Below are 26,297 nucleotides of genomic sequence, written 5' to 3'. Positions count from 1 at the left end.
TTGATTTTTGGCATATCACGGGGTAAAATAAAGAAAACATGAAAGGAGAAAACAATGGCAAATACGGCAGATATTAGTTTTGTGCATTTGGGTATTACGATTGACCATTTGCAGAACAGTATCTCGATATTTGGATTCCGCATAGCGTTTTACGGGATTATCATAGGAATTGGAATACTGGCTGGTCTCTGGGTTGCGACGAGCGACGCGAAAAGGAGGGGACAGGACCCGGATATTTATCTGGATTTTGCTCTGTATGGAATTATCTTTTCTATTATAGGAGCTCGTATCTATTATGTCATTTTTGACTGGGAGAATTACAGGGACAACCTGATTTCAATTTTAAACTTAAGGGCAGGCGGACTGGCCATATACGGCGGCGTGATTGCCGCGGTCATAACGCTGACTGTTTATACAAGGAAGAAAAAGCTTTCTTTCTTTTCAATGGCTGACAGCGGCTGCCTTGGACTGATAACCGGACAGATTATAGGAAGATGGGGAAACTTCTTTAACTGTGAGGCGTTTGGCGGATACACGGACAGCCTTTTTGCCATGAGAATCAGAAGAGCGCTGGTCAACGAGAGCATGATATCTCAGGACCTATTAAACCACCTGATTGTGAAGGACGGTGTCGAGTATATACAGGTGCATCCGACCTTCCTCTATGAATCAGTCTGGAATTTAGGCGTGTTAGTATTCATGCTATGGTATCGCAAACGTAAGAAGTTTAATGGGGAAATGCTTCTTATTTACCTGCTGGGATATGGTCTGGGGAGAGTCTGGATCGAAGGGCTCAGGACGGACCAGCTTATATTCTTTAACACAGGAATTGCAGTATCTCAGGCATTGTCATTGGTATTAGTAGTGATATCAGCTCTGGTGCTCATCTGGAAACACAGACAGATACGATTAAAGAGCAAAGGAGAAGACTGATATGATTTCAAAAGAAGAGTTGATCTGTAAGATTGAAGAGGCAAGAGATAAATTAAACAGAAGTATAGACACCGAGCAGGACAGCAGCACTGTTTATAAGAGAAGTGTAGAGCTGGATCAACTGATAGAACAATATATAGTAGCCGGGTATTAGAGACACGGCATATTTAGAGGCGGTAACGAAACCATTCGTTGCCGCCTTATTTTTTTATTCTTTTTTAGAAAATATCCTTGCTATTTCCTTACAAATGTACTAAAATTAATCTACAAGTGGTGGAAAGTGGTACAAAGTGGTAGAGAATGGAGGAAGAGTGGTGTAAACTCTCTCTCTGACGTACAAGCAGGTGATTAGTATGTTCATGGGCGAATACAATCATACAGTCGATGCAAAAGGGCGTTTGATCGTCCCATCGAAGTTCAGAGAACAGCTTGGTGAAGAGTTCGTCGTGACGAAGGGCTTGGATGGCTGTTTATTTGTGTATGATAACGAAGAATGGAAAGCCCTCGAAGAAAAATTGAAAAGCCTGCCGCTGACCAACACAAACGCCAGAAAGTTTAACAGATTCTTTCTGGCAGGTGCATCTTCCTGTGAAGTGGACAAACAGGGAAGAATTCTTCTTCCGGCTGTGCTCCGTGAATTCGCAGGCATCGAAAAAGATGCAGTGCTTGTGGGTGTAGGAAGCCGCATTGAAATCTGGAGCAAGGATGCGTGGACAGCAGCCAATACATACGATGATATGGAAGAAATCGCTGAGAATATGGAAGGACTTGGAATATGATGTTTGAACACAAGTCAGTGCTGCTTTACGAAACCATTGACAGCCTGAATGTAAAACCAGATGGAATTTATGTGGATGGAACGCTTGGGGGCGGCGGACATGCTTTGGAAGTATGCAGACGCCTCGGGGAATACGGAAGATTAATCGGAATTGACCAGGATGCAGACGCCATCGCGGCGGCATCGGAACGGCTTCGTGACTATGAAGACAGAGTTACGATCGTGAGAAGCAATTACGAAGAGATACAATCGGTACTAAAGGATTTAGGAATCGAAAAGGCAGACGGCATTTATCTGGACCTTGGAGTATCCTCTTATCAGCTGGACACACCGGAACGGGGATTCACCTACCGGGAGGACGACGCTCCGCTGGATATGAGGATGGATCAGAGAAACACACAGACGGCCGCCGATATTGTGAATACGTACAGCGAGTTTGATTTATACAGAATTATCCGTGATTACGGAGAGGATAAGTTCGCAAAGAATATCGCAAAGCATATCGTGAGGGCCAGAGAGACAAAACGGATTGAGACAACAGGAGAATTGACAGAGATTATTAAGGAAGCGGTTCCTGCGAAAGTTCGCGCAGTGGGCGGCCATCCTTCGAAGAAGACATTCCAGGCAATTCGGATTGAACTGAATCAGGAGCTGGAGGTCTTAAATAATTCTATTGATACGATGATCGACTTATTGAAACCGGGTGGAAGGCTGGCTGTTATCACCTTTCATTCGCTGGAAGACCGGATCGTAAAGATTCGCTTCCGCAATAATGAGAATCCCTGTACGTGTCCGCCGGATTTTCCAGTCTGTGTCTGCGGCAAAGTCAGCAAAGGCCGGGTAATCACCAGAAAACCGGTTGTACCGTCAGAAGAAGAGACCTGCGGGAACAAGAGATCGAAGAGTTCGAAACTTCGAGTATTTGAGCGGAATTAAAAAGGGAGGAAAAGAGCATGGCTGCTAGAAAGAATGTGCATTCTTACCGTAGTGCTGCCTACGTACAGGGGAATACTGTCCGTAAGCTGGAACCTGCACGCGTACCGGTAAGACGTTCACCAGATGAAGTACGCCGTCCGGCAGTGAACCACAGAGTCAGACGGAATCGTGAAAAAGCCTTACAGATGGATTTGCCTTATGTTATTATGCTGACCATCGCAGCAGTCTGTACGCTCTGTTTATGTGTAAATTATCTCCATCTTCAGTCTTCCATCACGACGAGAATTCATACGATCGAGAGCCTGGAGTCGGAGCTGGAGATGTTAAAGACTGAAAACGATGCCCTGCAGACGAATATTAATACTTCCGTTGATTTGGATCATGTGTACAAGGTTGCTACAGAGGAACTTGGCATGGTCTACGCTAATAAGAATCAGATTCTTCAGTATGATAAGACGGAAAGTGAGTATGTAAGGCAGAATGAAGACATCCCGAAACACTAACAGGCAGAAAAATAGAAAAACCAAGATATTTCCAAGATATATGCAGGAAAAGCTGGCGATTACCGTCCTGGTAGTTACGCTGGCTTTGTTTGCATTGGTTATGGTCCTGTACGATTTAATGACCAATAAAAAGGACGATTTTAATCAGATTGTGCTGTCGCAGCAGGAGTACGACAGCCGTACCATACCATTCCGGCGGGGCGATATTCTGGACCGCAACGGAACGTATCTGGCGACGAGTGAAAAAGTGTATAATTTGATCCTGGATCCCAAGCAGATTATGTCGGATTCCAACGCCTACTTAGAGGCATCAGTGAACGCTCTGGTAGACTGCTTCGGTTATGACCGGACGGAGATGATGAATCTGATCAACGAGAAAAAGGACAAGTACTATATCCGTTACGCCAAGCAGCTGACTTACGACCAGAAAGAAAACTTCGAGAAATATAAGGAAGAAAAACGGGAAGAGTTTAAGAAGGCTGGAGAGGGAAAGGGCATCCGCGGCATCTGGTTTGAGGATGAGTATAAGAGAATTTACCCGTATAACTCCGTGGGCTGCAATGTGATCGGCTTTGCCAGAGACGACGGCATGGATGGAAGCGGCGGCATTGAGCAGTACTATAATTCCACGCTGATGGGAACCAACGGCAGGGAGTACGGCTATTTAAATGACGACTCCAACCTGGAGCGTGTGATCAAGCCGGCATCCAACGGCAATACGGTCGTATCCACCATCGATACAAACGTTCAGAAGATCGTTGAGAAATATATCACGGAGTGGGAGCAGGAGGTCGGAAGCAAGCGGGTGGGCGTCATCGTCATGGATCCCAATAATGGCGAGGTCCTGGCCATGGCCAATGATAAGACCTTTGATTTAAACAATCCGAGGCAGCTCCGCCCGGAGTACACCGATGATGTGGTGAAGCAGCTTGGCATTCAGGAAGCCATAGACGATTACCACAGAAAGAATAAGGACGCGGAGCCTCTGACGGAGGCCAACGTTTATGCCCACTATTCCAATGATGAGATCATGTCCTTCGGAAAACAGGTGGCGTGGAATCAGACATGGCGTAATTTCTGCATCAGCGACGGCTTCGAACCTGGTTCTACCGCCAAGATATTCACCGTGGCGGCGGGCCTGGAGGAAGGCTCCATCACAGGTAATGAGACGTATACGTGTAACGGAAAGCTGGAGATCGGCGGATGGCCGATCAGCTGTGTAAACCGGTACGGTCACGGCGATCTGACGGTGGAGCAGGGCCTTATGAAATCGTGTAACGTCGTTATGATGCACATTGCCCAGAAAGTAGGAAAACAGAAATTCTATAAATACCAGCAGCAGTTTGGCTTCGGTTCCAAAACCGGAATCGATCTTCCTGGCGAGGCGGACAACAAGACGCTTATGTACAACGCGGAGACAGCCGATCCGGCTTCCCTCGCAACCAATGCCTTCGGCCAGAACTTTAACTGTTCCATGATCCAGATGGCGGCGGCGTACTGTTCCGTCATAAACGGCGGCTCCTACTACGAGCCCCATGTGGTGAAACAGATATTAAACGAGCAGGGATCTATTGTGAAGAAGATGGATCCGGTTCTGGTCCGCGAGACTGTTTCGGAATCTACCACGAAGTTTATCAACGAAGCGCTCTATAAGACGGTAAACGCCCAGGGCGGTACCGGATCTGCCGCTAAGGTAGAGGGTTATAAAATCGCGGGTAAAACAGGAACGGCCGAGAAGGTCGGACGTGACAAGAAAAACTACGTCGTATCCTTCTGTGGCTATGCGCCCGCCGATAATCCACAGGTTCTCGTATATGTGGTAGTGGACGAGCCGCACGTAGAGGAACAGGCTCACAGCACGTATGCCAGCGGAATCTTTCAGAAAATTATGACTGAGATTCTTCCTTATTTAAATATATTCCCGGATACAGATATCACGCCGTCACTTCCGGAAGGCGGACAGGCAGAACTGCCTTCAGAGGAGGGGATCAGCAGTTCCACAGAGGGTTCCACGGAAGAAGGAACAGAAGAAAGCACGGCAGTGGGTACACTGGAAAATGGAGAGACAATTCCGCCGGAGGCTCTCGATCCTTCGGAAGAAGCGGTAATCGGTCCGAGCGAGGAGGAAGGCTACGGTCTGCCGGGCGCGCTGCCTGGACAGACGAATCCGGCACGGATCCCGACGACCGCCTCCTCGTCCACAGAAGCTTCCGAAACGGAGACAAAGGAAGAATAAAAGCGCAGGAATTTCATATACTGTAACAATGATGACGGTGGAGCAGCGTATGAATTCTAATAAAACACATCACAGAGAGAAGATAGCCATCCTGTTTTTCCTGTTATTTCTTGCCATGACAGGACTAATGGGGCGGCTGTTTTTTCTTATGATTTTCAGATCCGCCCATTACAGTGCCATGGCGGAGGACTTGCATGAAAGAGAGAGAACGATCAAAGCGGCCAGAGGCAATATCGTTGATGCTAATGGAACCGTCATCGCCACCAACAGGACCGTCTGTACCATTTCGGTCATCCATAATCAGATAGAGGAACCGGATCAGGTGGTGGCAGTTTTAAGCAAAGAATTGGGAATCGAGGAAGATTCTGTCAGAAAAAAGGTAGAAAAATACAGTTCCAGGGAGATTATTAAGACCAATGTGGACAAAGCCCTGGGGGACCAGATCAGGACGTACCATCTGGCCGGGGTGAAGGTGGATGAGGACTACAAACGGTACTATCCCTACGACAGCCTGGCATCCAAGGTGCTGGGATTTACAGGAGGGGATAACCAGGGAATCATAGGTCTGGAGGTCAAGTACGAGGATTACTTAAAGGGGATGAACGGGAAGATTCTGACCATGTCTGACGCGGCGGGTATTGAGATTGAAAATGCGGCTGAGGACCGGATCGAGCCCATCGCCGGGCAGGATCTGCATGTGAGTCTGGACGTAAATATCCAGAAGTACTGCGAGCAGGCGGCGTACCAGGTGATGGAGAAGAAGGGCGCGAAGCGGGTCTCCATCATTGTCATGAACCCGCAGAACGGAGAGATCATGGCTATGGTAAGCGCTCCGGAATTCAACCTAAACGACCCGTTCACGCTTCCGGAGGACCCGGGAGATGTGAGTGCCAAGGAGAAGCAGGAGCTGTTGAACCAGATGTGGCGTAATCCCTGCATCAACGATACTTACGAGCCCGGCTCCACGTTTAAGATCGTGACGGCCGCCGCGGGGCTGGAAGCGGGAGTGGTGAATCTGGAAGACCATTTCTCCTGTCCCGGATTCCGGATCGTGGAGGACAGGAAGATCCGGTGTCACAAGGTGGGGGGGCATGGTTCCGAGACATTTCTGCAGGGAATGATGAACTCCTGCAACCCGGTTCTGATTGATGTAGGCCAGCGCCTGGGAGTGGATAATTACTACAAGTATTTTGAACAGTTTGGACTGAAGGGAAAGACGGGGATCGATCTGCCCGGCGAGGCCGCCACCATTATGCATAAGAAAGAGAATATGGGGCTGGTGGAGCTGGCCACAGTCTCCTTCGGCCAGTCCTTCCAGATTACTCCCATGCAGCTGATTACCACGGCTTCGGCCATTGTAAACGGCGGCAATCGGGTGACGCCCCACTTTGGTGTGGGTGCCGTCAGCGCCGACGGCGAGGTGATTCACAACTTTACCTATCCGGTGAAGGAAGGGATCGTCTCTGCGGAAACGAGCGAAACCATGCGCTATATTCTGGAAAAGGTCGTCTCCGAGGGCAGCGGAAAAAAGGCGTATCTGGAGGGATACCGCATCGGCGGAAAAACGGCCACTTCGGAAAAACTTCCGAGGAGCTTAAAGAAGTACATTTCGTCTTTTATCGGCTTTGCACCGGCGGATAATCCGTCCGTAATTGCCCTGATTACCATCGATGAACCGCAGGGAATCTACTACGGCGGAACCATCGCGGCGCCTGTCATTGCTGATATTTTTAAGAATATTCTGCCTTATCTGGGAATTGAAGCAACAGAGGAAAAAACTGTTTCCTCGTTTCGATTCTATAGTTGATTATTCAGGAAAAAAGACGTATACTACTAACTGTGCTACATTCCGCCGAGCAAAGCGAGGGGGATTAACCGCTGTCGAAAGTACGAATACATAAAATATTGAGGTGTGACATGATTAACGAGACGATACTGGCGATTATCATAGCGTTTGCCATAAGCGCGATACTGTGCCCTATAGTAATACCATTTCTCCACAGATTAAAATTTGGTCAGCAGGTCCGGGAAGAGGGACCGGAAAGCCATTTGAAAAAGCAGGGCACTCCCACTATGGGCGGTCTGATCATATTGACCAGCATTATCATTACTTCTCTGTTCTACGTGAAGGATTATCCGAAGATCATACCGATTCTGTTCATGACCGTTGGTTTTGGTATCGTAGGTTTTTTGGATGATTATATTAAGATCGTCATGAAACGCTCCGAAGGGCTTAAGCCTTTACAGAAGATAATCGGACAGTTTATCATTACGGGCGTCTTTGCATACTACCTTCTCAATTCCAGGGCAGTGGGAACGAGCATGCTGATTCCATTTACCGGAGGCTTCGAAAATGGCCTCTATATCGATCTTGGTATATTCTTCGTGCCGTTTCTGTTCTTTGTTGTGCTGGGAACCGACAACGGTGTGAACTTCACCGATGGACTCGATGGACTCTGCACCAGCGTGACTATCCTGGTGGCCACCTTCTTAACCGTGGTGGCCCTGGGAGAGAAGATGGGGATCAGCCCGATCACAGGCGCGGTCGTAGGCAGCCTGCTGGGCTTCCTGCTGTTTAACGTCTACCCGGCCAGAGTGTTTATGGGAGACACCGGTTCCCTGGCGCTTGGCGGTTTCGTGGCGTCCAGCGCCTATATGATGCAGATGCCGATCTTTATCGCGATCATTGGATTTATTTATCTGGTGGAAGTTCTGTCAGATATTATACAAATTACGTATTTTAGAAAAACAGGCGGAAAGAGATTCTTTAAGATGGCGCCGATCCATCACCATTTTGAGATGTGCGGCTGGTCCGAGACCAGGGTTGTTGCCGTTTTCTCTATTGTGACGGCGATTCTCTGCCTGCTGGCATACCTTGGACTGTAAAGAAGGAGAGTAACCTATGAGTCAGAAAATATTAGTTGCAGGGAGCGGAAAGAGTGGAATTGCCGCTTCCAGAATGGCACTCGATACAGAACACGAAGTGATTCTCTACGACAGCAATGAGGCGCTTGACGCGGAGGCGGTCCGGGGACAGTTTAAAGAGGACGAGACAATTGAAGTGCTCCTTGGAGAGCTGACGAAGGAGGCGTTAAAGGACGTGGAGCTCTGCGTTATCAGTCCTGGTATCCCGCTTGATGCCCCGTTTGTCGAGGTGCTGAAGGCCTGCGAGGTCCCGATCTGGAGTGAGATCCAGCTTGCGTACCATTATGCCAGGGGAAAGCTGGCAGCCATAACGGGGACAAACGGAAAGACGACGACGACCTCTCTGGTCGGGGAGATCATGAGCGCGTACTATAAAGAGGTGTTTGTAGTAGGAAATATCGGAACACCGTATACGTCCACCGCGCTCCGCACGACAGACCAGTCTTATACGGTCGCGGAGATCAGCAGCTTTCAGCTGGAGACCATCACAGATTTTAAACCCGACGTGAGCGCGATCCTGAATATTACGCCGGACCATTTAAACCGCCATAAGACGATGGACTGCTACATAGATGTAAAGAAAGGGATTGCAAAGAATCAGACGAAGGAGGATGCCTGCATCCTCAATTACGACGATCCGGTTCTGCGGCGATTCGGAGAGACTGTGACCCCGCGCGTCATCTATTTCAGCAGCAGGGAGCTTCTCTCTGAGGGCATCTGCCTGGATGGCGATATGATTGTAAGGAACCACGACGGCGTGCGCATGGAGATCATAAATATCCATGACATGAATCTGCTGGGCCGCCACAACCACGAAAACGTCATGGCGGCAGCTGCCATAACCATGGAACTGGGAGTGCCGCTTGAGACGATACAGAGCGTGATCAGGGACTTTAAGGCGGTGGAACACCGGATCGAGTTCGTGGCAGAGAAGGCGGGGGTGAAGTACTATAACGATTCCAAGGGAACGAATCCCGACGCGGCGATCCAGGCGGTTAATGCCATGCCTGGCCCCACGATCTTAATCGCGGGAGGCTACGATAAGAATTCCGAGTATGACGAATGGATCAGATCCTTCGGCAAAAAGGTGAGATACATGGTCCTTTTAGGCCAGACGAGAGAGAAAATCGCCGAATGTGCCGCAAGACACGGCTTCACCAATGTCATGTATGCGGAAGACATGCAGGAGGCGGTCAGAGTTTGCGCATCCTATGCGAATGCCGGAGAATACGTGTTGTTGTCACCCGCCTGCGCCAGCTGGGGGATGTTTAACAATTACGAGGAACGGGGTGATGTTTTCAAGGAGTGCGTGCGCAGTCTGTAACAGGATGCGGCTATCGCTCACTAAAGTTTTGGCGAGGAGGAATGAGATGGCGGAAAACAGGCCTAACAAAAAGAAAAACAAACCGCGCCGTTTTTATGATTACAGCCTGCTGTTTACGGTGATATTTTTGACCGTGTTCGGTCTGGTTATGATATACAGTTCCAGCTCCTACGCTGCCCAGATAAAGTATGATGATGCGGCCTATTTTATGATGAGACAGGCGAAGATTGCACTGGCCGGCTTTGTCATTATGCTGATTATCTCTAAGATGGATTACCACTGGTACGCAAGATTTGCCGTTCTGGCCTACGTCCTTTCCTATGTGCTGATGATTGCCACTGCACTGTTCGGTATCGAGAGAAACGGTAAGAAGCGCTGGCTCGGAGTGGGCGGTGCCTCCATTCAGCCAACAGAGTTTGTAAAGATCGCCCTGATCGTCATGCTGGCATCCATGATCGTACAGATGGGCAAAAATATCAACGAAAAGAGAGGCGTGCTGCTGGTGATTGTCACCACGCTGCCTATCGCCGGAATTGTAGCAGCCAACAACTTAAGTTCCGGTATTATCATTGCAGGAATCGCGTTTGTCATGCTGTTTGTGGCATGTAAGAAAAAATGGCCGTTTTTTGCCTGCGGATTCGCGGGCGTGGGGGTGCTGGCGTTTGCCGGTCCCATTGCAACCGCCCTGGAGAAGATCGGTCTTTTAAAGGAGTATCAGTTAAGCCGTATCTTCGTCTGGCTGGAGCCGGAGAAATACCCGTCCACCGGCGGCTATCAGGTGCTTCAGGGGTTATACGCCATCGGTTCCGGCGGACTGGTGGGAAGAGGCTTAGGGGAGAGTATCCAGAAGATGGGATTCGTACCCGAGGCGCAGAATGATATGATTTTCTCCATCATCTGTGAGGAATTGGGGCTCTTCGGAGCCGTGTCGGTGATCCTGATTTTTTTGTTCATGATCTACCGTTTTATGCTGATTGCAGACAACGCGCCGGATTTATTCGGTGCCCTGCTGGTCGTAGGTGTCATGGGGCACATTGCGATCCAGGTTATCTTAAATATCGCCGTAGTTACCAACACCATTCCCAACACCGGAATCACGCTTCCCTTTATCAGCTATGGAGGTACGTCGGTTTTGTTCCTGATGATGGAAATGGGCATGGTTTTGAGCGTTTCCAATCAGATACGTCTGGAAAAATGATAACCTTTTTCCCGCTTTTTACATAGGATAGTATATAAGAAGCCACGGGAGGTATCGGATTGTCGGTCATAGAAGTCCAGGGGCTTACGCCCTTAGAAGGTGAGATAAAGATCCAGGGTTCCAAGAATGCCGTTCTGCCTATGATGGCGGCGGCAATTCTTCATAAAGGCACGACAGTGATAGAAAATGTCCCCAGGATACAGGATGTGTTCTGTATGCTGGGGATACTTGACAGTATCGGCTGTAAATGCCGTTTGGAAGGAAACCGGCTGAAGATTGATGCATCCGTAGTTACAGAGACGGAAATACCGAAAGAGTTTGTGAAGAGTATGCGCTCCTCGATCATTGTTTCAGGGCCGCTGTTAGGACGGATGAAGAGAGCCGTTACCAGTTTTCCCGGCGGCTGCTCTATCGGGGAAAGACCCATTGACCTGCATTTGACGGCGCTTGACGCGCTGGGGGCCCGGGTAGAAGAGGATGGAGAGGAGCTTTTAGTCACTGCCAATGAACTGACGGGAGCCGATATCTACTTCCCGTTTCCCAGCGTGGGAGCGACCGAGAATGCCCTCATGGCCGCCGTTCTGGCGGATGGCGTGACAGTGATTCACGGCGCTGCCAGGGAGCCCGAGATCGAAGAACTGTGCCTGTTTTTAATCGGCATGGGAGCCAGGATCCACGGGGTGGGAAGTTCAACACTGGTTATTGAAGGGGTACTTAGCCTGCATGATTCCATATTTACCGTAACCGGCGACAGGATTGTGGCCGGCACTTATCTTTGTGCGGCCATGGCCGCGGAGGGCTGTGTGACCCTGACGGGAATCCGGCCATCCCATATGGAGGCGGTGCTGCGCTGTGCGGAGGAGATGGGAGCCGCCATACAGAGGTATGACGACCGAATTTCCGTGACCATGACAGGGCGCCCGGCAGAGTATTCGGTTGTGACGGGTCCTTATCCGCAGTTTCCGACGGATTTACAGTCGCCAATGATGGCGGTGATGGCCGCCGCTGAGGGAACCGGCCGTATGGAAGAAACTGTATTTGAGGGAAGATTTGGCACTGTAAAAGAATTGCAGAAACTTGGCGCAGATATTATAATAGAGGATAACAGGGCAGAGATCCGCGGGCTGTACCCTTTAACGGGCGCAGTCGTGAGGGCCAGGGATTTACGCGGCGGCGCCGCACTGGTGGTCGCGGGTCTGGCCTCCCGTGGTGTGACACAGATTACAGACTGCAGCCACATCGAGCGGGGGTATGAAGATATCTGCCGGGACTTAAAGAGCCTTGGCGCTGTGATTAGAGGAATGGAATGATAAGACCAGAAAAAAGCAAACGAAGAATCGTAATCGGAATTGTGGCGGCGGTTATCGTCTTACTGGCGGTAATCTTAATGTCCATCCGGATTACAGAGATTACAGTAACGGGGAATAAACAGTATACCGCCGATGAACTGCGCGGTCTGCTGTTTCAGGATAAGTGGGACCGGAATACGATTTACTGCTTTTACAAAGATCATTTTAAGGAACATGAACAGATTCCGTTTGTAGAAGACTATAAAATCGTATTCCAGAGTCCGACGAGGGTGGAAATCATCGTTTACGAGAAAAGCGTGGTCGGATACGTCTCCTATATGGGAAGTTATATGTATTTCGACAAGGATGGTATCATCGTGGAGAGCTCCAGCAATAAGCTCCCGGGAATTCCATGGGTAACAGGACTGAGGTTCGGGCATATCGCCCTGCATCAGCCCCTTCCCGTGGAAAACACCAGGATCTTCGATGAGATCCTGAATCTGACGCAGCTATTGTCGACGCATGAGATTACGGTGGACAGGATCCAGTACGATACTCACGGCAACGCCAGTTTAATCCTGGGGGACATCACCGTTTATCTCGGAAGCAACGACCAGATGAACGGCAAGATTTCCGAGCTGAAGGATCAGCTTCCCGTGCTGACCGGCCTTGCTGGGACTCTGTATCTCGATACATATGACGAGGCTGAGACGGCCACATCGTACCGGTTTGTAAAAAATAAATAAAATTTCCATTCAGAACTTATAATTTTGTTGAAAAAGTGGTTGATATTTTCGGTAAAATCAAATATTATATTAGATAGGTCTATAGAGTAAGCTGTTTATGGTTAAAGGAGGATATAATCTTGTTAGAGATTAAGATAAATGAGGCGGATAATGCTGCAAGAATTCTGGTAATTGGTGTGGGCGGTGCCGGAAACAACGCAGTAAACCGTATGATTGATGAGAGTATCGCCGGTGTAGAATTCATCGGAATTAATACAGACAAGCAGGCACTTCAGTTTTGCAAGGCCCCTACGGCTATGCAGATCGGAGAGAAACTGACAAAGGGACTCGGAGCAGGCGCTAAGCCTGAGATCGGAGAGAAGGCTGCCGAGGAGAGTTCTGAGGAACTGGCTCAGGCCATGAAGGGCGCGGACATGGTGTTCGTTACCTGTGGTATGGGCGGTGGAACAGGAACCGGTGCGGCTCCCGTTGTTGCCAAGATTGCAAAAGATATGGGGATTCTGACAGTCGGTGTTGTCACAAAGCCGTTCCGCTTTGAGGCAAAGACACGTATGTCGAATGCGATCGCAGGTATCGAGCGCTTAAAAGAGAGCGTTGATACCTTAATTGTGATTCCCAACGACCGTCTGCTTGAGATTGTGGACAGGCGTACCACCATGCCGGATGCGTTAAAGAAGGCGGATGAAGTCCTTCAGCAGGCAGTACAGGGCATTACAGACTTAATCAACGTTCCAGGTCTGATTAACCTGGATTTCGCCGATGTTCAGACCGTCATGACGGACAAGGGCATCGCACATATCGGTATAGGCAAGGCAAAGGGCGACGAGAAGGCTCTCGATGCTGTGAAGCAGGCCGTATCCAGTCCGCTGCTGGAAACCACTATCGAGGGTGCCTCCCACGTTATCATCAATATTTCCGGCGATATCAGCCTGATCGAGGCCAACGAAGCGGCCAGCTACGTTCAGGAGATGGCAGGAGACGAAGCCAACATCATCTTCGGCGCCATGTATGACGAGACTGCTCAGGATGAAGCCAGCATTACTGTTATTGCCACCGGCCTCGATATGGGGAATGAGACTCCTGTCGGCAAGGTCATGACAAGCTTCGGCGGCAGTGCAACCGGCTATACGAGACCGCAGAAACCGACAGCACAGCCGGCGCAGAACCAGAATCCTAACCCGAATCAGGAAGCTGCGGCAACCGCGCCTGCTTACAATCCGAATTATAACCCGAACTACGGCAATCCAAACTATGGAAACCAGGGATACAATCCAAACTACAACAAGCCAAATTATGGCGGACAGGCCGGTGCACCAGGTGCTTCCCAGGGTGCCGGACAGCCTTACAGACCAACCGTAAACAGAGAAGTTCAGATCAATATTCCGGATTTCTTAAAGAACAAGAGATAAGATGCTGTGCTGCGCCGCGTCGTAACACAGGATTAAAAAATGGGGGGGGGGCTGCAGATGGCCTTAGCAAAGCGCTAGGACTACCTGCAGCACCCCTTGTTTTAAACGGAGGAGATACTTTATGTCGGAAGAAAAGAAAAACCAGGGTGAAGACTGGGAGATGTCGGAAGAGTATTATAAGAGCGGGGAAGGGGAGAAAGAGCTGTCCCTGGAAGACTTTATTACCGAAGAGGATTTGCAGACGGATGGGATGAAGCTTCAGTCCAATCACGACGAGCTCTTAAAGAAGACGGCGGAGGATGTGCACCGTGTGATGGAGCTGACTTTGCAGGGAAACAACATCGAGAAGATTTCGGAAATGACAGGGCTGGATAGTCAGTATGTATACAATATCCTGGTCTGCGCGCAGGGCTTCCGCGAGGACGATGAGATCGCGGTGGCTCATCTCGTGCTTGGATAGTATCGCTTTGTGTGAGTTTTATAATACGACGGAGAAAGAGGGGGAAAGTGCGATGATGAAGAAGATGTGCCCGGTCTGTGACCTTCCTGTAAACGCGGGGAATTACTGTCCGCGCTGCAGAAGGGTGATCAGGAATCCCTATACGCAGAACGTGGATTACTATCTCAATGAGAGACATCCGGAGTATGAGACGGAGTGCGGCTTCCATAATCCATATCTGGAGGCGGATCACCACGAGGAAAGTGGTAATCCTGCCAGAACGGCTTATGGCAGTTCGGCTGGCCGTCCGGTTCAAGGCCGTCCGGCCCAGGGGCGCCCGGTTCAAGGTGGTCCGGTTCAAGGCGGTACAGCTCCCAATAAGCCTGTTCAGAGGCCTTTTTCGGGCGCAGCAGCTTCCGGTGGAGGACGGACGCCAGGAACGGCGTCGAAGCAGGGACAGACAAGAACATCAGAGCAGGCAGGAACGGGCAGTATAAGCGGATCATACGGGAAACCGGCAGTAGGTTCCGGGGCGTACCGTACAGCCACAGGCGGTTATGGAGCGGGAAGCCGTCCAACAGGAACCGGAAGTATGAAGCCGGAGGGGAAGAAAAGCAACGCAGGAAAAACCGTTCTGATTATGGCTGCTGTCGGTCTTGTCACCATTGCCATGGTTGCCTTTACAAACTTGGAAGGCTACTTAAGTGATTATCTCAAAGGAGCTGCGGAGACGACGGAGGCATATAATTATGACTATGAATCTGATTTTACGGAGCTGGATGATGAGGACGTGATAGAAGCGGGCGAACCGTGTATGGCTTACTACCATTTTCCGGCGGATGGCGTTTATGTGAGTGAGCAGCTGCTGGCTGCTGTCGAGAGTTCTGACTTTGGCTATAAACTTGATTCCGACGAACTCTATACGGATAATTACTTATATTACGATACGTCTTATTTTGAAAGCATTAGAAGCCTCTATCTGGAGGATAACCTGAGTGAAACGCGGGACGACGAATACACAGACCAGTATCTCGATGTGAACTATGACACTGCGACCAATGAACTTCATGATTATACATCCAGACTTTACAGCAGCGAAGCCTCACTGGCCTTTCTGGAGCGTTTCCTGACTGCGACAGAGGAGAGCAGCGGAATTGCGACGGAAGACCGGAAGGCCGATGAGATTATGGAGGAAGCCAGAGATATTGTGAAGCAGGAGCAGAGCAGCTATATCTATGAAGGGCTGTTTGTCATCGAAATTTACAGATATGAGGGGGAAGAAGCCCTTTATGTCTATGCATCGTATAACGATCCTGAGTTGGGTTCAGAGTTGTAGGTAAGGGGGATCGGAACTGTAACTTGGGAAGATATGGTGTCAGGAATGATATGATATTTTCTTGACAATGTAACCGGATTGTGATATAGTATCATCAATCGTAAGAGGGAGTAGCTTCCAGCCCCGGGGCTGGATAAGATTGCGTCAGAACGATAAAGGAACCTTTATCCGCATACTTATGAAATGTGCAAGACTTTTATTGATAACCAGATGGCTGTCAGTAAAGGTCTTTTTTTATTACATAGGAAAGCTTGCTTTATGGGACTTCATAGTCTGCATAAAGGAAACGCGGCCGCGTTTTCCGTGCCCTTTACGAGAGAAACCAGAAAAACGACAGAAAGAAAGGCGGAGAAAATATGGAAACATTTGATCCCAGCAAGAAACCAAAGTTGAATAAGATTACAGGTCTGCTCAAGAAATCAGGAGTGATAGCGGTCTTGGTGATAGCGATTCCTGTCATAGGGATTGGCTCTGTTTATAACATTCAGGAACAGGAGCAGGCGGTGCTTACAACCCTCGGATCGGCGAAGACGGTCGCGGAGCCCGGGCTGCATTTTAAGATTCCGTTTATTCAGCGGGTACAGAAGGTGAATACCACCATACAGGGCGTGGCTATCGGTTACGATCCATCGGATAACCAGTCGGAGGAAGCGGACTCTCTGATGATTACCAGTGATTACAATTTTGTAAATGTGGACTTCTTCGTGGAATATAAGGTAGTGGATCCGGTGAAGGCCGTGTATGCGTCTCAGGACCCATTCACCATTTTGCAGAATATCAGCAGAAGCTGTATCCGTACCGTTATCGGAAGCTACGATGTGGATTCGGTGCTGACGACCGGAAAAAATGAGATACAGTCCAGGGTGAAAGAGATGATTATGAATAAGCTGGAACAGCATGATGTGGGACTTTCCGTGGTGAACGTCACAATCCAGGATTCCGAACCGCCGACAGCGGAGGTGATGGAGGCGTTTAAAGCCGTGGAGACCGCCAAACAGGGCAAGGAAACAGCGATTAATAATGCAAACAAGTACCGCAATGAAAAGCTTCCGGAGGCTACGGCGCAGATGGATAAGATTTTGCAGGAGGCAGAGTCCTCAAAGGTGCAGCGAGTCAACGAGGCTAACGCGGAGGTGGCGAAGTTCAACGCCATGTACGAGGAATACAGCAAAAATCCGGAAGTGACAAGAAAGCGCATGTTCTATGAGGCTATGGAGGATGTGCTGCCGGGAATGAAGGTGATCATCGACGGTACCGGCAAGACGGATACGATCCTGCCTTTAGACAGCTTTACGGGCACAGCAGGAGCTGCAGCGTCCCAGAGTGCGGGAAATAACGCGACGGGACAGAATTCACTGGGAAACAGTGCAGGAGAACGTACAGGAAATGATGGAAAAAGCGGCATGAAGCAGGGCGGTTCGGGAACTCAGAGCACGGGAAGCCAGACAGATCATGGGGCAGAGGAGGCAGCAGAATGAAAAAAACATTGAAAAAAGTGACAGGAACTATTGCAGGACTGGCCGTCATTATAGTATTATTAGGTTCAGTTGTAGTAACGAATGAAAATGAGTATAAGCTGATCCGGCAGTTCGGCCGGGTGGAGCGGATCATTGATACCGCGGGAGTTACACTGAAGCTTCCATTTATTCAGACAGCGGACACGCTGCCGAAGCAGATCCTCTTGTACGATCTGGCGGCGTCTGACGTGATTACCATGGATAAGAAGACCATGTTAAGCGACAGTTATGTGCTGTGGCGCATTACGGATCCGCTCAAATTTGCGCAGACGCTGAATTCTTCCGTAGCGAACGCGGAGGGGAGAATCGATACAGTGGTTTATAACTCCGTTAAAAATGTGATCAGCAGCATGAGCCAGAATGAGGTAATCAGCGGCCGGGATGGAGAACTGTCCCAGGCCATTATGACAAACGTCGGCGACAGCATGGCTGAATACGGAATCCAGCTTCTGGCCGTAGAGACAAAGCGGCTGGACCTGCCTGCCGATAATAAGGCGGCGGTTTATGAGCGTATGATTTCAGAGCGCGACAAGATCGCAGCGACCTATACCGCAGAAGGCCAGGCCGAGGCTCAGAAGATCAGAAATACAACAGACCGCGAAATCGCCATCAGCATTTCCGATGCGAAAGCACAGGCGGCGGCCATTACGGCGGATGGTGAGGCCGAGTACATGAGAATTATGGCGGAGGCGTACCGCGATCCGCAGAAGGCTGATTTTTATTCCTACACCAGGTCGCTGGAAGCGGCGCGGGCTTCTCTAAAGGGAGACAGTAATACGCTGATTCTGCCCGCAGATTCGCCGATCGCCCGAATTTTTATGGGGCAGTAAGGGCGGATATTACGAAAGACAGGAGATTTACGATATGAAGATCAAAGACATACTGGGGCAGGGAAAGCCCACGTTATCCTTCGAGGTGTTTCCTCCGAAGACGGAAGATAAGTACGAGTCCGTAGAAAAGGCAGCGGCTGAGATTGCAAAGCTGAATCCGGCCTTTATGAGTGTGACGTACGGAGCAGGAGGCGGTACGAGCCAGTATACGGTGGACATCGCCTCCACCCTGCATCATGAGTACCAGGTGACGGCGCTGGCCCACCTTACGTGTGTCTCCTCCACAAGAGAAAAGGTGCACGAGGTGCTGGAAGAGTTAAAGGCCGCGGGAATTGAGAATGTCCTTGCTCTGCGCGGTGATATCCCGAAGGAAGGGCCTGTGGCATCGGATTACCGTTTTGCCTCGGAGCTGATCCGGGAGATCAAGGCCTGCGGCGATTTCTGCATTGGAGCGGCCTGTTATCCGGAGGGCCATGTGGAATCGGTCAGCAAAACCATCGATATGGACTATCTGAAGCAGAAGGTGGAAGCCGGATGTGACTTTGTGACTACCCAGATGTTCTTTGACAATAATATCTTATATAATTATCTGTACCGGATCCGGGAGAAAGGGATTACGGTGCCTGTCGTGGCGGGAATTATGCCGGTGACGAATGTAAAGCAGATCATCCGCAGCTGCCAGCTCTCAGGAACGTATTTGCCGTCACGGTTTAAATCGATTGTGGACCGGTTCGGAGATAATCCTGCGGCCATGAAACAGGCGGGGATCGCCTATGCTACGGAGCAGATTATCGATCTCATTGCCAATGGAGTGGACGCGATTCACGTGTATTCCATGAATAAACCGGATGTGGCGGCAAAAATAAAGGAGAACCTGTCGGAAATTCTGTAATGGATTGGTGCAGGTCCCGGTGAGAAGTGGAGTGATATGCATGGAAATTAACCGGAGAGAGATTCGAAGGTATCTGGGATATGGCAGACAGGAAGCGGATGAGAAGGTTTCGAAGCTGATTGAAGAATGTGTGGAGGAGCTGGAGGCGGCAGCGTCGCCGAAAAGTATATACAGAGTATACCCTTTCGTGCCTTTGCCGGAGGAAGAACTGGATTTTACGGTGTTTCGGACGAAGAGCCGGAGCCTCAGCCGTAATTTGAAGGACTGCGAACAGGTCATTTTATTTGCCGCTACCCTTGGGACGGAGGTGGATTCCCTGATTCGTAAGTACACGAAGCTTCAGATGAGCAAGGCAGTGACAATGCAGGCTGCGGCCACCGCCATGATTGAATCGTACTGTGACGAGGTGAATACGGCACTGAAAGAGTCCTTTGAGAAAAAAGGGCTCTATCTGCGGCCCAGGTTCAGCCCCGGATACGGAGATTTTCCCCTGGAATGCCAGAGGGATATCATCTCCGTTTTAGAGACGGCCAAGAGGATTGGAATTATGCTTACAGACAGCCTTTTGATGACTCCTTCCAAATCCGTGACCGCGGTGATGGGAGTGAGCCCGAAGCCTCATCGCTGTGAGGTGAGGGGCTGTGAATTATGTTCGAAAACAGACTGCGCGTACAGGAGAGGATAAGGGATATGACAGAGTTAATGGAAGAAATCAGGAAGAGAATCGTATTTTTCGACGGCGGCACGGGAAGCCTTCTGCAGGCTAATGGACTGAAGCCGGGAGAACTGCCGGAGACGTGGAATATCCTTCAACCGGAGATTGTGACAAAGCTGCATTACGATTATCTGGAGGCGGGAGCCGACATCATCAAGACGAATACCTTTGGTGCCAACGGGCTGAAATTTAACAATTCCAGTGAATATGGGCTGGACGGGATTGTGACAGCGGCCATGGAAAATGCGAAGAATGCTGTCGGGAAAGCCGGAAAAAAGAGCTTTATCGCTCTTGATATCGGACCTACGGGAAAGCTTTTGAAGCCGCTTGGTGACTTGGGATTCGAGGAGGCGTACGGGCTGTTCTCTGACGTCGTTAAAATCGGTGCGCGCGAGGGTGCTGATCTTGTTTTGATAGAAACTATGAGCGACAGCTATGAGGTAAAGGCGGCCGTTCTGGCTGCTAAGGAAAACTGTGATCTTCCTGTCTTCGCTACGATGATTTTTGACAGCAAGGGCAATCTTCTAACGGGAGGAACCGTGGAATCCACAGTGGCTCTGCTGGAGGGCCTGGGCGTGGACGCTCTGGGAATCAACTGTGGTCTGGGTCCGCTTCAGATAAAGGGGATCCTGGCGGATATCATGAAGGCAGCATCCGTCCCGGTGATTGTTAATCCAAACGCCGGACTTCCGAGGAGTGAAGGCGGTAAGACCGTCTATGATATCGATGCGGATGAGTTTGCAGAGACCATGAGAGAGATCGTGGAGATGGGAGCCTGTGTCGTGGGCGGCTGCTGCGGGACGACGCCGGAGCATATCAGGAAGACGGTTGCGCTCTGTAAGGATTTTCCGGCACGTATGCCGGAGAAAAAGGACCGGACGGTCATTTCTTCTTATGCGCAGGCGGTTGTGATTGACAAAAATCCTGTGATTATTGGCGAGCGCATCAACCCGACGGGAAAGTCAAAGTTTAAACAGGCGCTGCGGGATCACAATCTGGAGTATATTCTGCGCGAAGGCGTGACGCAGCAGGACAACGGCGCCCACGTGCTTGACGTGAACGTGGGCCTGCCGGAGATCGACGAGACTGCCGTGATGGAGGAAGTGGTGCAGGAGCTGCAGAGTATCATCGATCTTCCGCTTCAGATTGATACTTCCAATATTCAGGCCATGGAGCGGGCTATGCGCGTCTATAACGGCAAGCCGCTGATTAACTCTGTCAATGGGAAGAGGGAAGTGATGGAGGCGGTCTTTCCGTTGGTGAAGCGGTACGGCGGCGTAGTGGTTGCTCTGGCGCTGGACGAGGACGGGATTCCTGAGACTGCCGACGGACGGTTGAAGGTGGCGGAAAAGATCTATGCGAAGGCGGCGGAGTATGGGATTGAGAAAAAAGATATCATCATCGATGCGCTCTGCATGACGGTCAGTTCCGACAGCAAAGGCGCGATTACCACGCTGGAGACGGTGCGGCGGGTGCGGGATGAGCTGGGAGGAAAGACGATTCTCGGTGTCTCCAACATTTCCTTTGGGCTTCCGCAGCGGGAGATCGTCAATGCGGCATTTTTCACCATGGCGCTTCAGAATGGGCTGAACGCGGCGATTATCAATCCTAATTCTGAGGCTATGATGCGCTCGTATTACAGCTTCCGGGTGCTGGCGGATTTAGATCCACAGTGCAGTGAGTATATAAGCGTCTACAGCGGGCAGGTGGCGACGCTGGGGCAGACGGTACGTCAGGGCAGCGGAGCCGGGAAAATGGATGGGAGCGGCACTGCACTGACGGCCTCCCTTGCTGAGAGCATTGAGAGAGGCTTGAAGGAGAGCGCGCACCAGGCGGTTACGGAGCGTTTGAAGACGTCGGAGCCCCTTGTTATTATCAATGATGAGATGATTCCGGCTTTAGACCGTGTTGGAAAAGGATTTGAGAAGGGCACGGTGTTCCTTCCGCAGCTTTTGATGAGCGCGGAGGCGGCTAAGGCGGCTTTTGAAGTCATCAAGGAGCAGATGGCGAAGTCGGGGAAGGAACAGGAAAAGAAAGAGCGGATTATCCTGGCTACGGTGAAGGGGGATATCCATGATATTGGAAAGAATATCGTTAAGGTGCTTCTGGAGAATTATGGGTATGATGTGATTGATTTAGGCAAGGATGTGCCTCCAGAGCTGGTGGTGGAGACGGCGGTTGAAAAAGAGGTAAAGCTGGTGGGACTCAGCGCGCTTATGACGACTACGGTGCCGAGTATGGAAGAGACCATCAGACAGCTCCGAGTGGCGGCTCCCTGGACGAAGGTGATGGTGGGAGGCGCTGTGCTGACGGAGGAGTACGCGAGGACGATCGGGGCGGACCGGTATTGCAGGGATGCGATGGCGTCGGTGAATTATGCGGAGGAGTTGTTTGTGGGGGTGTAGTTGGCAGCTGGGAGCGGGAAGAGATTAGCAGCAAAAAGAACAGTTGTATTCAAAAACAGCTGTTCTTTTTTTGTCCCATATAATATTATGATTTCAATCCTCGATTCTCTGCTTATATAAGAGAATCGCCGTATGTTAGTTTAACACAAAAATAAAAAAAAATCAAAACTTCCATAATATTATATGTGAATAATATAATAATAAATATTGACAATAATTAATATAAGAACTATAATGAAATTATTAAAAATGTACAATATAAGAAAAAGGAGTATAATATGGGAAAAGGAGATACGCTTAATAGAAAAGAAAAAGTGGTAAAAAATATTAGAGAAAACTATCAGTCTTTAGAAGGAATGATCTCAAAACAACTTTTCATGGGAAATGATTTGCACGGCCCAACGACAGGAACATTTCGAGAGGAGATTTGGGCTGAGTTGTTTGCCCAGATGTTGCCTAAGAAGTTTGTCATAGAGCAATCCGCATTCATTATTGATTCGAAAGATGGGATATCCAAAGAAATAGATTTAGTGATCATGGATGAAATGTATACCCCTTATATATTTCACTATGGCAAATTAAAGTTTATACCGATAGAAGCAGTCGCTGCAGTAGTAGAATGTAAGAGTCAGAGTATAGATCCTGAATCAATAAAAAAATGGGGAGATGAACTGAGTAAATTATATACTGCTACTGAATCTGTTGCTCGTTTAGCGACACAGATTACAACAGGCCCGACCCTTACGCAGATGTCTACGAGACCGATAAGAATATTGTGCGCTTTGGATCAGAGTATCCCGAGGGAAATTGAAAGTATTTTTGACTTTGTATTGTTGGCGGCGAATAAGAGTAATAATATCGAAAACACATATATTAAGGTGACGTCCAATACAACATTTGATAATTTGTATAAATGGTTTAAGGACTTGAATTTTTATGGATTTAGTGAAGAGAAAATGGATCAATATATTGAGAATAACAAAAATAAAATTGATAAAGCTGCATTGGAAAAAATAAAGATGGAAGAATATCAGGTATTGGACAAGGATAAGAAGCCGATATCACTTATGACGTTTAATTTTCAGTTAAACCAACTGCTTATGTTAATCAATAATCCTATGTTGTTCCCCCATCGGGCATATGTAGGGCTATTTAACGAGGATTAGGGAGGAAAATAATGGCAGATAGGATTGTTACGCTATCCATAGATAAAGTTCAAACATTTTTGTTTGATACCATTCATGAACATACGCAAAAGAGTCAGATGAACAGCGGCACATTAAACAGTATTATTTCTTCGTCCAGGATTATATCTGAGAATTTTTTTCGAAAAGTAGGATTGAGCGGGGCTGAAGGAATCTTTTCCGGTAAAGTAAAGGAAATCTTATTACAATGCTCGGGCGTTTGTATTTTTACGACGGAGCTGGAAGATGAAGAGATAAAGGAATGTTTGAAAGAACTGTTTACGTATTATTATAAAGAATACAGCGGTAAGCTCTTAATAAAATATTTGAGTTTTGAGTATAAACTTTCTTCTGATCGTGATAAATTGCAGATGATTAAAAAATGCAAGAAACTGCTAAAAGGAAAAGGCTGTTTGAATGAAGTAATAAGAGAAAACTGCCAGATAATCTTCGAACCTCAGACCAGTGCAGATATAAGCATATGGATTGAGGGAAAAGAATATCCGATGTTTGAAGAAAATATTAATAAACTTTATTCAGAGAGCTTATTGGATAATGAACGATACTTTCGCATAGCTGTTATAAAAGCGGATTTGGACGGAATGGGTCAATTATTTGAAAGAATAAGCGATTTTAAGCATTATAGGACTATTAGTGAAATTCTTTCGAGATACATATGTCTGGATTCTTTGGCGGATAAAACGGAAAAATTTAAGAAAAATGATGGCAGTTTTAAACTGTATCCGTTGTATATTGCAGGTGATGATATTTTATTCGCAGTCCCGGCTCCCTACATAATGGATGGCGTTAATTTGTGCAAAGCTATCTTGAGAGAGATAAATGAAAAAATAGATGAGTTGGGAATCGAGACTGCTGGCAATGAAAAGCTTTTCATATCAATGAGTATTGGAATTGATTTTACCTTTAACAGAGAGCCGATTCGATATTATTATGAGCGCGTGCAGAGACAGCTGGATTTTGCGAAAACGGCAGATTTCACAGATATGGATCAATTACAGCCATATATTCGTATTTGCCTGAATGAATATGTATTTTTTGATTCCATTGATAAAGAGGCAAAACCGCAATCATGGTCCCACTTTATTCATGACCTTAAAATCTTGAAGAGTGCAGAAAGTGAAGGCTTTAAAGTCCATCACTTTTTATATGGCTTATTAAACAAAATTACAGATTCAGAGGTCAGAAAAAACAGGGTAAAATATAGCAATGCAGTCTTTTATCATTTCATTCCGTCTTATTTCGAAAGCAAGACAAAATTGGGTATATGTGAATTACTGCTGATTGATATGCTGTTGAAGCAGACGTTGGAAAAAGAAGGAAGGAGTCAGTTTATTAGATTTTATGATAAAGACGGTAAAGTAAAGGAAAAATTCGAAAAGTATATCCGGTTACTGCTCCTTTTTTCAGATGAACGTTATCAAATGACTGATCATTTATCCGACACCAAAGGAATTACGTTTGATGACAATGAGATAAAAAGGATCAGAACGAGTGTATTTAACAGGGGACTGCGATATCTGTATCAAGAGAATCTTTTGAAAGCTGTTTCAGATAAAGCAGATGATTTTAGAAAAGTTAAAAATATGCGGAAACTATTTGTAGTTGATACAAAATATAAGAATTCCAAAGGCAGAGATGTGCAGGTATATCAGACACTGCGCCTGTCGAAATCACTTCTTCATCGAATGAAATCAGTGGGAGTGAATCCGAAGGTGAATGCGGAAATGATAATGCTAAATATCGGTGAAACCAGGGAAAAGTATGAGCAGTTAGCGGATGAACGCAGAATTGGCTGTAAGCCGCCGCCATCTTTATATTTTGATGAAAAAAGCTTTTTAAAATTAGCGTATTCAACAAAATTGTGGAATGAAGACTATATTGACACACTGTTGATTTTTAATGTTCTTAATGAACGGTTAATAAAATATAAAACGCTATATTCTGTAAAAGGGAAAAATAACGGAGGAAAAAGAGCGTATGGAAAGAATTGATATAAGAATAACAACAAAAACAAACCTGTTTATCGGCGATACACCATCGACCTTTGAGATCGGTGGGATTGATGCAGTAACAAAAACAAATTATCAGGGCTTTCCAATGATTCCGGCTTCTTCATTTAAAGGAGTTTTAAAGAGAATTATGCGGGATATGGAAGCTTCTGGTAATCCGCAGGCTAAGAATATAGAAAACGTGTACAGAAAGTACTTGAGTAAGCTTTGCCAGGAAAACGAGGAGCGAATGAAAACACTGAATAATAACATAGAGGAAGAACGGATTGCCAGAATGGCAGAACGTTTCAAGAAGGCGATAGAAGACGCTTCCGTGGAGTATTTATTTGGAATCATGGGTTTTAATGATACTCCGAAACTAATCTTTCAGGATTTTATTCCGGTAGAAGAGATGGCACAGGAAAACTATTTCTCAATTGATTCCAAAAATACGATTATTGATTCTGCCTTAGATAATAGCTTGAGATCACTTCCGCGAATTTATAAAACCGTCAGACCAGGAATTGTTTTTAGCGGAAATATTTTAACTCACCGTATGGAACTCCTGGAAACAGATGAGGTTGAAGAATTTATAAAAAGTGCGGTCTTAGAGTTTAATGATGGTATTTACCGGTTGGGAAATTCAGGGAGCCGGGGCTATGGCAGGATTGAGACTGAGATTGTTTAGGGGGA

The 26,297-nt window shown here is 48.0% G+C and carries 23 protein-coding genes; all 23 read left to right on the top strand.

Annotated elements, in window-relative coordinates; all coding sequences use genetic code 11:
- The first annotated feature begins 54 nt into the window (after nt 1-54).
- The 23 genes from lgt to M1L66_RS20855 all read left to right on the top strand — a co-directional run bounded on the left by lgt (nt 55) and on the right by M1L66_RS20855 (nt 26,292).
- Nucleotides 55-933, top strand: coding sequence for a prolipoprotein diacylglyceryl transferase (gene lgt / locus M1L66_RS20965; protein WP_002603388.1), 879 nt, complete (start codon nt 55-57; stop codon nt 931-933).
- A 1-nt stretch (nt 934) separates the two neighbouring features.
- Nucleotides 935-1,087, top strand: a complete 153-nt coding sequence (locus M1L66_RS20960; RefSeq protein ID WP_187019023.1) for an aspartyl-phosphate phosphatase Spo0E family protein — start codon at nt 935-937, stop codon at nt 1,085-1,087.
- 199 nt (nt 1,088-1,286) lie between these two features.
- Nucleotides 1,287-1,712, top strand: a complete 426-nt coding sequence (gene mraZ, locus M1L66_RS20955; RefSeq protein ID WP_002603390.1) for a division/cell wall cluster transcriptional repressor MraZ — start codon at nt 1,287-1,289, stop codon at nt 1,710-1,712.
- Nucleotides 1,709-2,647, top strand: a complete 939-nt coding sequence (gene rsmH, locus M1L66_RS20950) for a 16S rRNA (cytosine(1402)-N(4))-methyltransferase RsmH (RefSeq protein WP_187019025.1) — start codon at nt 1,709-1,711, stop codon at nt 2,645-2,647. The genes mraZ and rsmH overlap by 4 nt, the downstream gene beginning before the upstream one ends.
- Before the next feature lie 17 nt (nt 2,648-2,664).
- Nucleotides 2,665-3,150: a cell division protein FtsL gene (locus tag M1L66_RS20945; RefSeq protein WP_187019027.1), complete on the top strand. Its 486-nt coding sequence runs from the start codon at nt 2,665-2,667 to the stop codon at nt 3,148-3,150.
- Nucleotides 3,128-5,386, top strand: a complete 2,259-nt coding sequence (locus M1L66_RS20940) for a peptidoglycan D,D-transpeptidase FtsI family protein (RefSeq protein WP_187019028.1) — start codon at nt 3,128-3,130, stop codon at nt 5,384-5,386. The genes M1L66_RS20945 and M1L66_RS20940 overlap by 23 nt, the downstream gene beginning before the upstream one ends.
- A 49-nt stretch (nt 5,387-5,435) precedes the next feature.
- Entirely contained in the window at nt 5,436-7,193 is a 1,758-nt protein-coding gene (locus tag M1L66_RS20935) for a peptidoglycan D,D-transpeptidase FtsI family protein (protein ID WP_002603394.1), read from the top strand.
- A gap of 110 nt (nt 7,194-7,303) precedes the next feature.
- Nucleotides 7,304-8,272 carry a phospho-N-acetylmuramoyl-pentapeptide-transferase gene (gene mraY, locus M1L66_RS20930; protein WP_187019030.1) on the top strand — a complete coding sequence of 323 codons (969 nt, stop codon included), beginning with the start codon at nt 7,304-7,306 and terminating at the stop codon, nt 8,270-8,272.
- Nucleotides 8,273-8,288: 16 nt separating this feature from the next.
- Nucleotides 8,289-9,635 (top strand): UDP-N-acetylmuramoyl-L-alanine--D-glutamate ligase, encoded by a 1,347-nt coding sequence (murD, locus tag M1L66_RS20925; protein WP_025531125.1) that lies wholly within the window; start codon nt 8,289-8,291, stop codon nt 9,633-9,635.
- Nucleotides 9,636-9,681: 46 nt separating this feature from the next.
- Nucleotides 9,682-10,833 (top strand): FtsW/RodA/SpoVE family cell cycle protein, encoded by a 1,152-nt coding sequence (locus M1L66_RS20920; protein WP_002603397.1) that lies wholly within the window; start codon nt 9,682-9,684, stop codon nt 10,831-10,833.
- Between the two features lie 59 nt (nt 10,834-10,892).
- Entirely contained in the window at nt 10,893-12,143 is a 1,251-nt protein-coding gene (gene murA / locus M1L66_RS20915) for a UDP-N-acetylglucosamine 1-carboxyvinyltransferase (RefSeq protein WP_187019032.1), read from the top strand.
- Nucleotides 12,140-12,868 (top strand): cell division protein FtsQ/DivIB, encoded by a 729-nt coding sequence (locus M1L66_RS20910; protein WP_434687990.1) that lies wholly within the window; start codon nt 12,140-12,142, stop codon nt 12,866-12,868. The genes murA and M1L66_RS20910 overlap by 4 nt, the downstream gene beginning before the upstream one ends.
- Before the next feature lie 119 nt (nt 12,869-12,987).
- Nucleotides 12,988-14,277, top strand: a complete 1,290-nt coding sequence (gene ftsZ / locus M1L66_RS20905; RefSeq protein WP_187019035.1) for a cell division protein FtsZ — start codon at nt 12,988-12,990, stop codon at nt 14,275-14,277.
- Between the two features lie 121 nt (nt 14,278-14,398).
- Complete coding sequence (locus tag M1L66_RS20900) at nt 14,399-14,737, top strand: hypothetical protein (RefSeq protein ID WP_055656973.1); 339 nt, start codon at nt 14,399-14,401, stop codon at nt 14,735-14,737.
- A 52-nt stretch (nt 14,738-14,789) separates the two neighbouring features.
- Nucleotides 14,790-16,052: a hypothetical protein gene (locus tag M1L66_RS20895; protein WP_434687987.1), complete on the top strand. Its 1,263-nt coding sequence runs from the start codon at nt 14,790-14,792 to the stop codon at nt 16,050-16,052.
- Between the two features lie 356 nt (nt 16,053-16,408).
- Nucleotides 16,409-17,530: an FtsH protease activity modulator HflK gene (gene hflK / locus M1L66_RS20890; protein WP_434687985.1), complete on the top strand. Its 1,122-nt coding sequence runs from the start codon at nt 16,409-16,411 to the stop codon at nt 17,528-17,530.
- Nucleotides 17,527-18,399 (top strand): protease modulator HflC, encoded by an 873-nt coding sequence (gene hflC, locus M1L66_RS20885; protein WP_002603404.1) that lies wholly within the window; start codon nt 17,527-17,529, stop codon nt 18,397-18,399. Before hflK ends, hflC begins: the two co-directional genes overlap by 4 nt.
- 34 nt (nt 18,400-18,433) lie before the next feature.
- Nucleotides 18,434-19,291 carry a methylenetetrahydrofolate reductase [NAD(P)H] gene (gene metF, locus M1L66_RS20880; protein WP_187019042.1) on the top strand — a complete coding sequence of 286 codons (858 nt, stop codon included), beginning with the start codon at nt 18,434-18,436 and terminating at the stop codon, nt 19,289-19,291.
- A gap of 40 nt (nt 19,292-19,331) precedes the next feature.
- On the top strand, nt 19,332-19,976 hold the full coding sequence (locus tag M1L66_RS20875; protein ID WP_434687982.1) for a vitamin B12 dependent-methionine synthase activation domain-containing protein: 645 nt from the start codon (nt 19,332-19,334) through the stop codon (nt 19,974-19,976).
- 5 nt (nt 19,977-19,981) lie between these two features.
- Nucleotides 19,982-22,411: a homocysteine S-methyltransferase family protein gene (locus M1L66_RS20870; RefSeq protein WP_434687980.1), complete on the top strand. Its 2,430-nt coding sequence runs from the start codon at nt 19,982-19,984 to the stop codon at nt 22,409-22,411.
- Nucleotides 22,412-22,689: 278 nt separating this feature from the next.
- On the top strand, nt 22,690-23,577 hold the full coding sequence (locus tag M1L66_RS20865) for a DUF6602 domain-containing protein (RefSeq protein ID WP_434687978.1): 888 nt from the start codon (nt 22,690-22,692) through the stop codon (nt 23,575-23,577).
- A gap of 11 nt (nt 23,578-23,588) precedes the next feature.
- A complete protein-coding gene (locus M1L66_RS20860) occupies nt 23,589-25,607 on the top strand; it encodes a Cas10/Cmr2 second palm domain-containing protein (RefSeq protein ID WP_434687976.1) in 2,019 nt (672 codons plus the stop codon).
- Nucleotides 25,594-26,292 carry an RAMP superfamily CRISPR-associated protein gene (locus tag M1L66_RS20855; protein WP_434687974.1) on the top strand — a complete coding sequence of 233 codons (699 nt, stop codon included), beginning with the start codon at nt 25,594-25,596 and terminating at the stop codon, nt 26,290-26,292. Before M1L66_RS20860 ends, M1L66_RS20855 begins: the two co-directional genes overlap by 14 nt.
- Nucleotides 26,293-26,297 lie beyond the last annotated feature (5 nt).

The sequence above is a fragment of the Hungatella sp. SB206 genome, assembly GCF_051132295.1.
GTDB classification, from domain to species: Bacteria; Bacillota; Clostridia; order Lachnospirales; family Lachnospiraceae; genus Hungatella; species Hungatella effluvii.
This window is presented reverse-complemented; position numbering and strand designations above follow the sequence as displayed.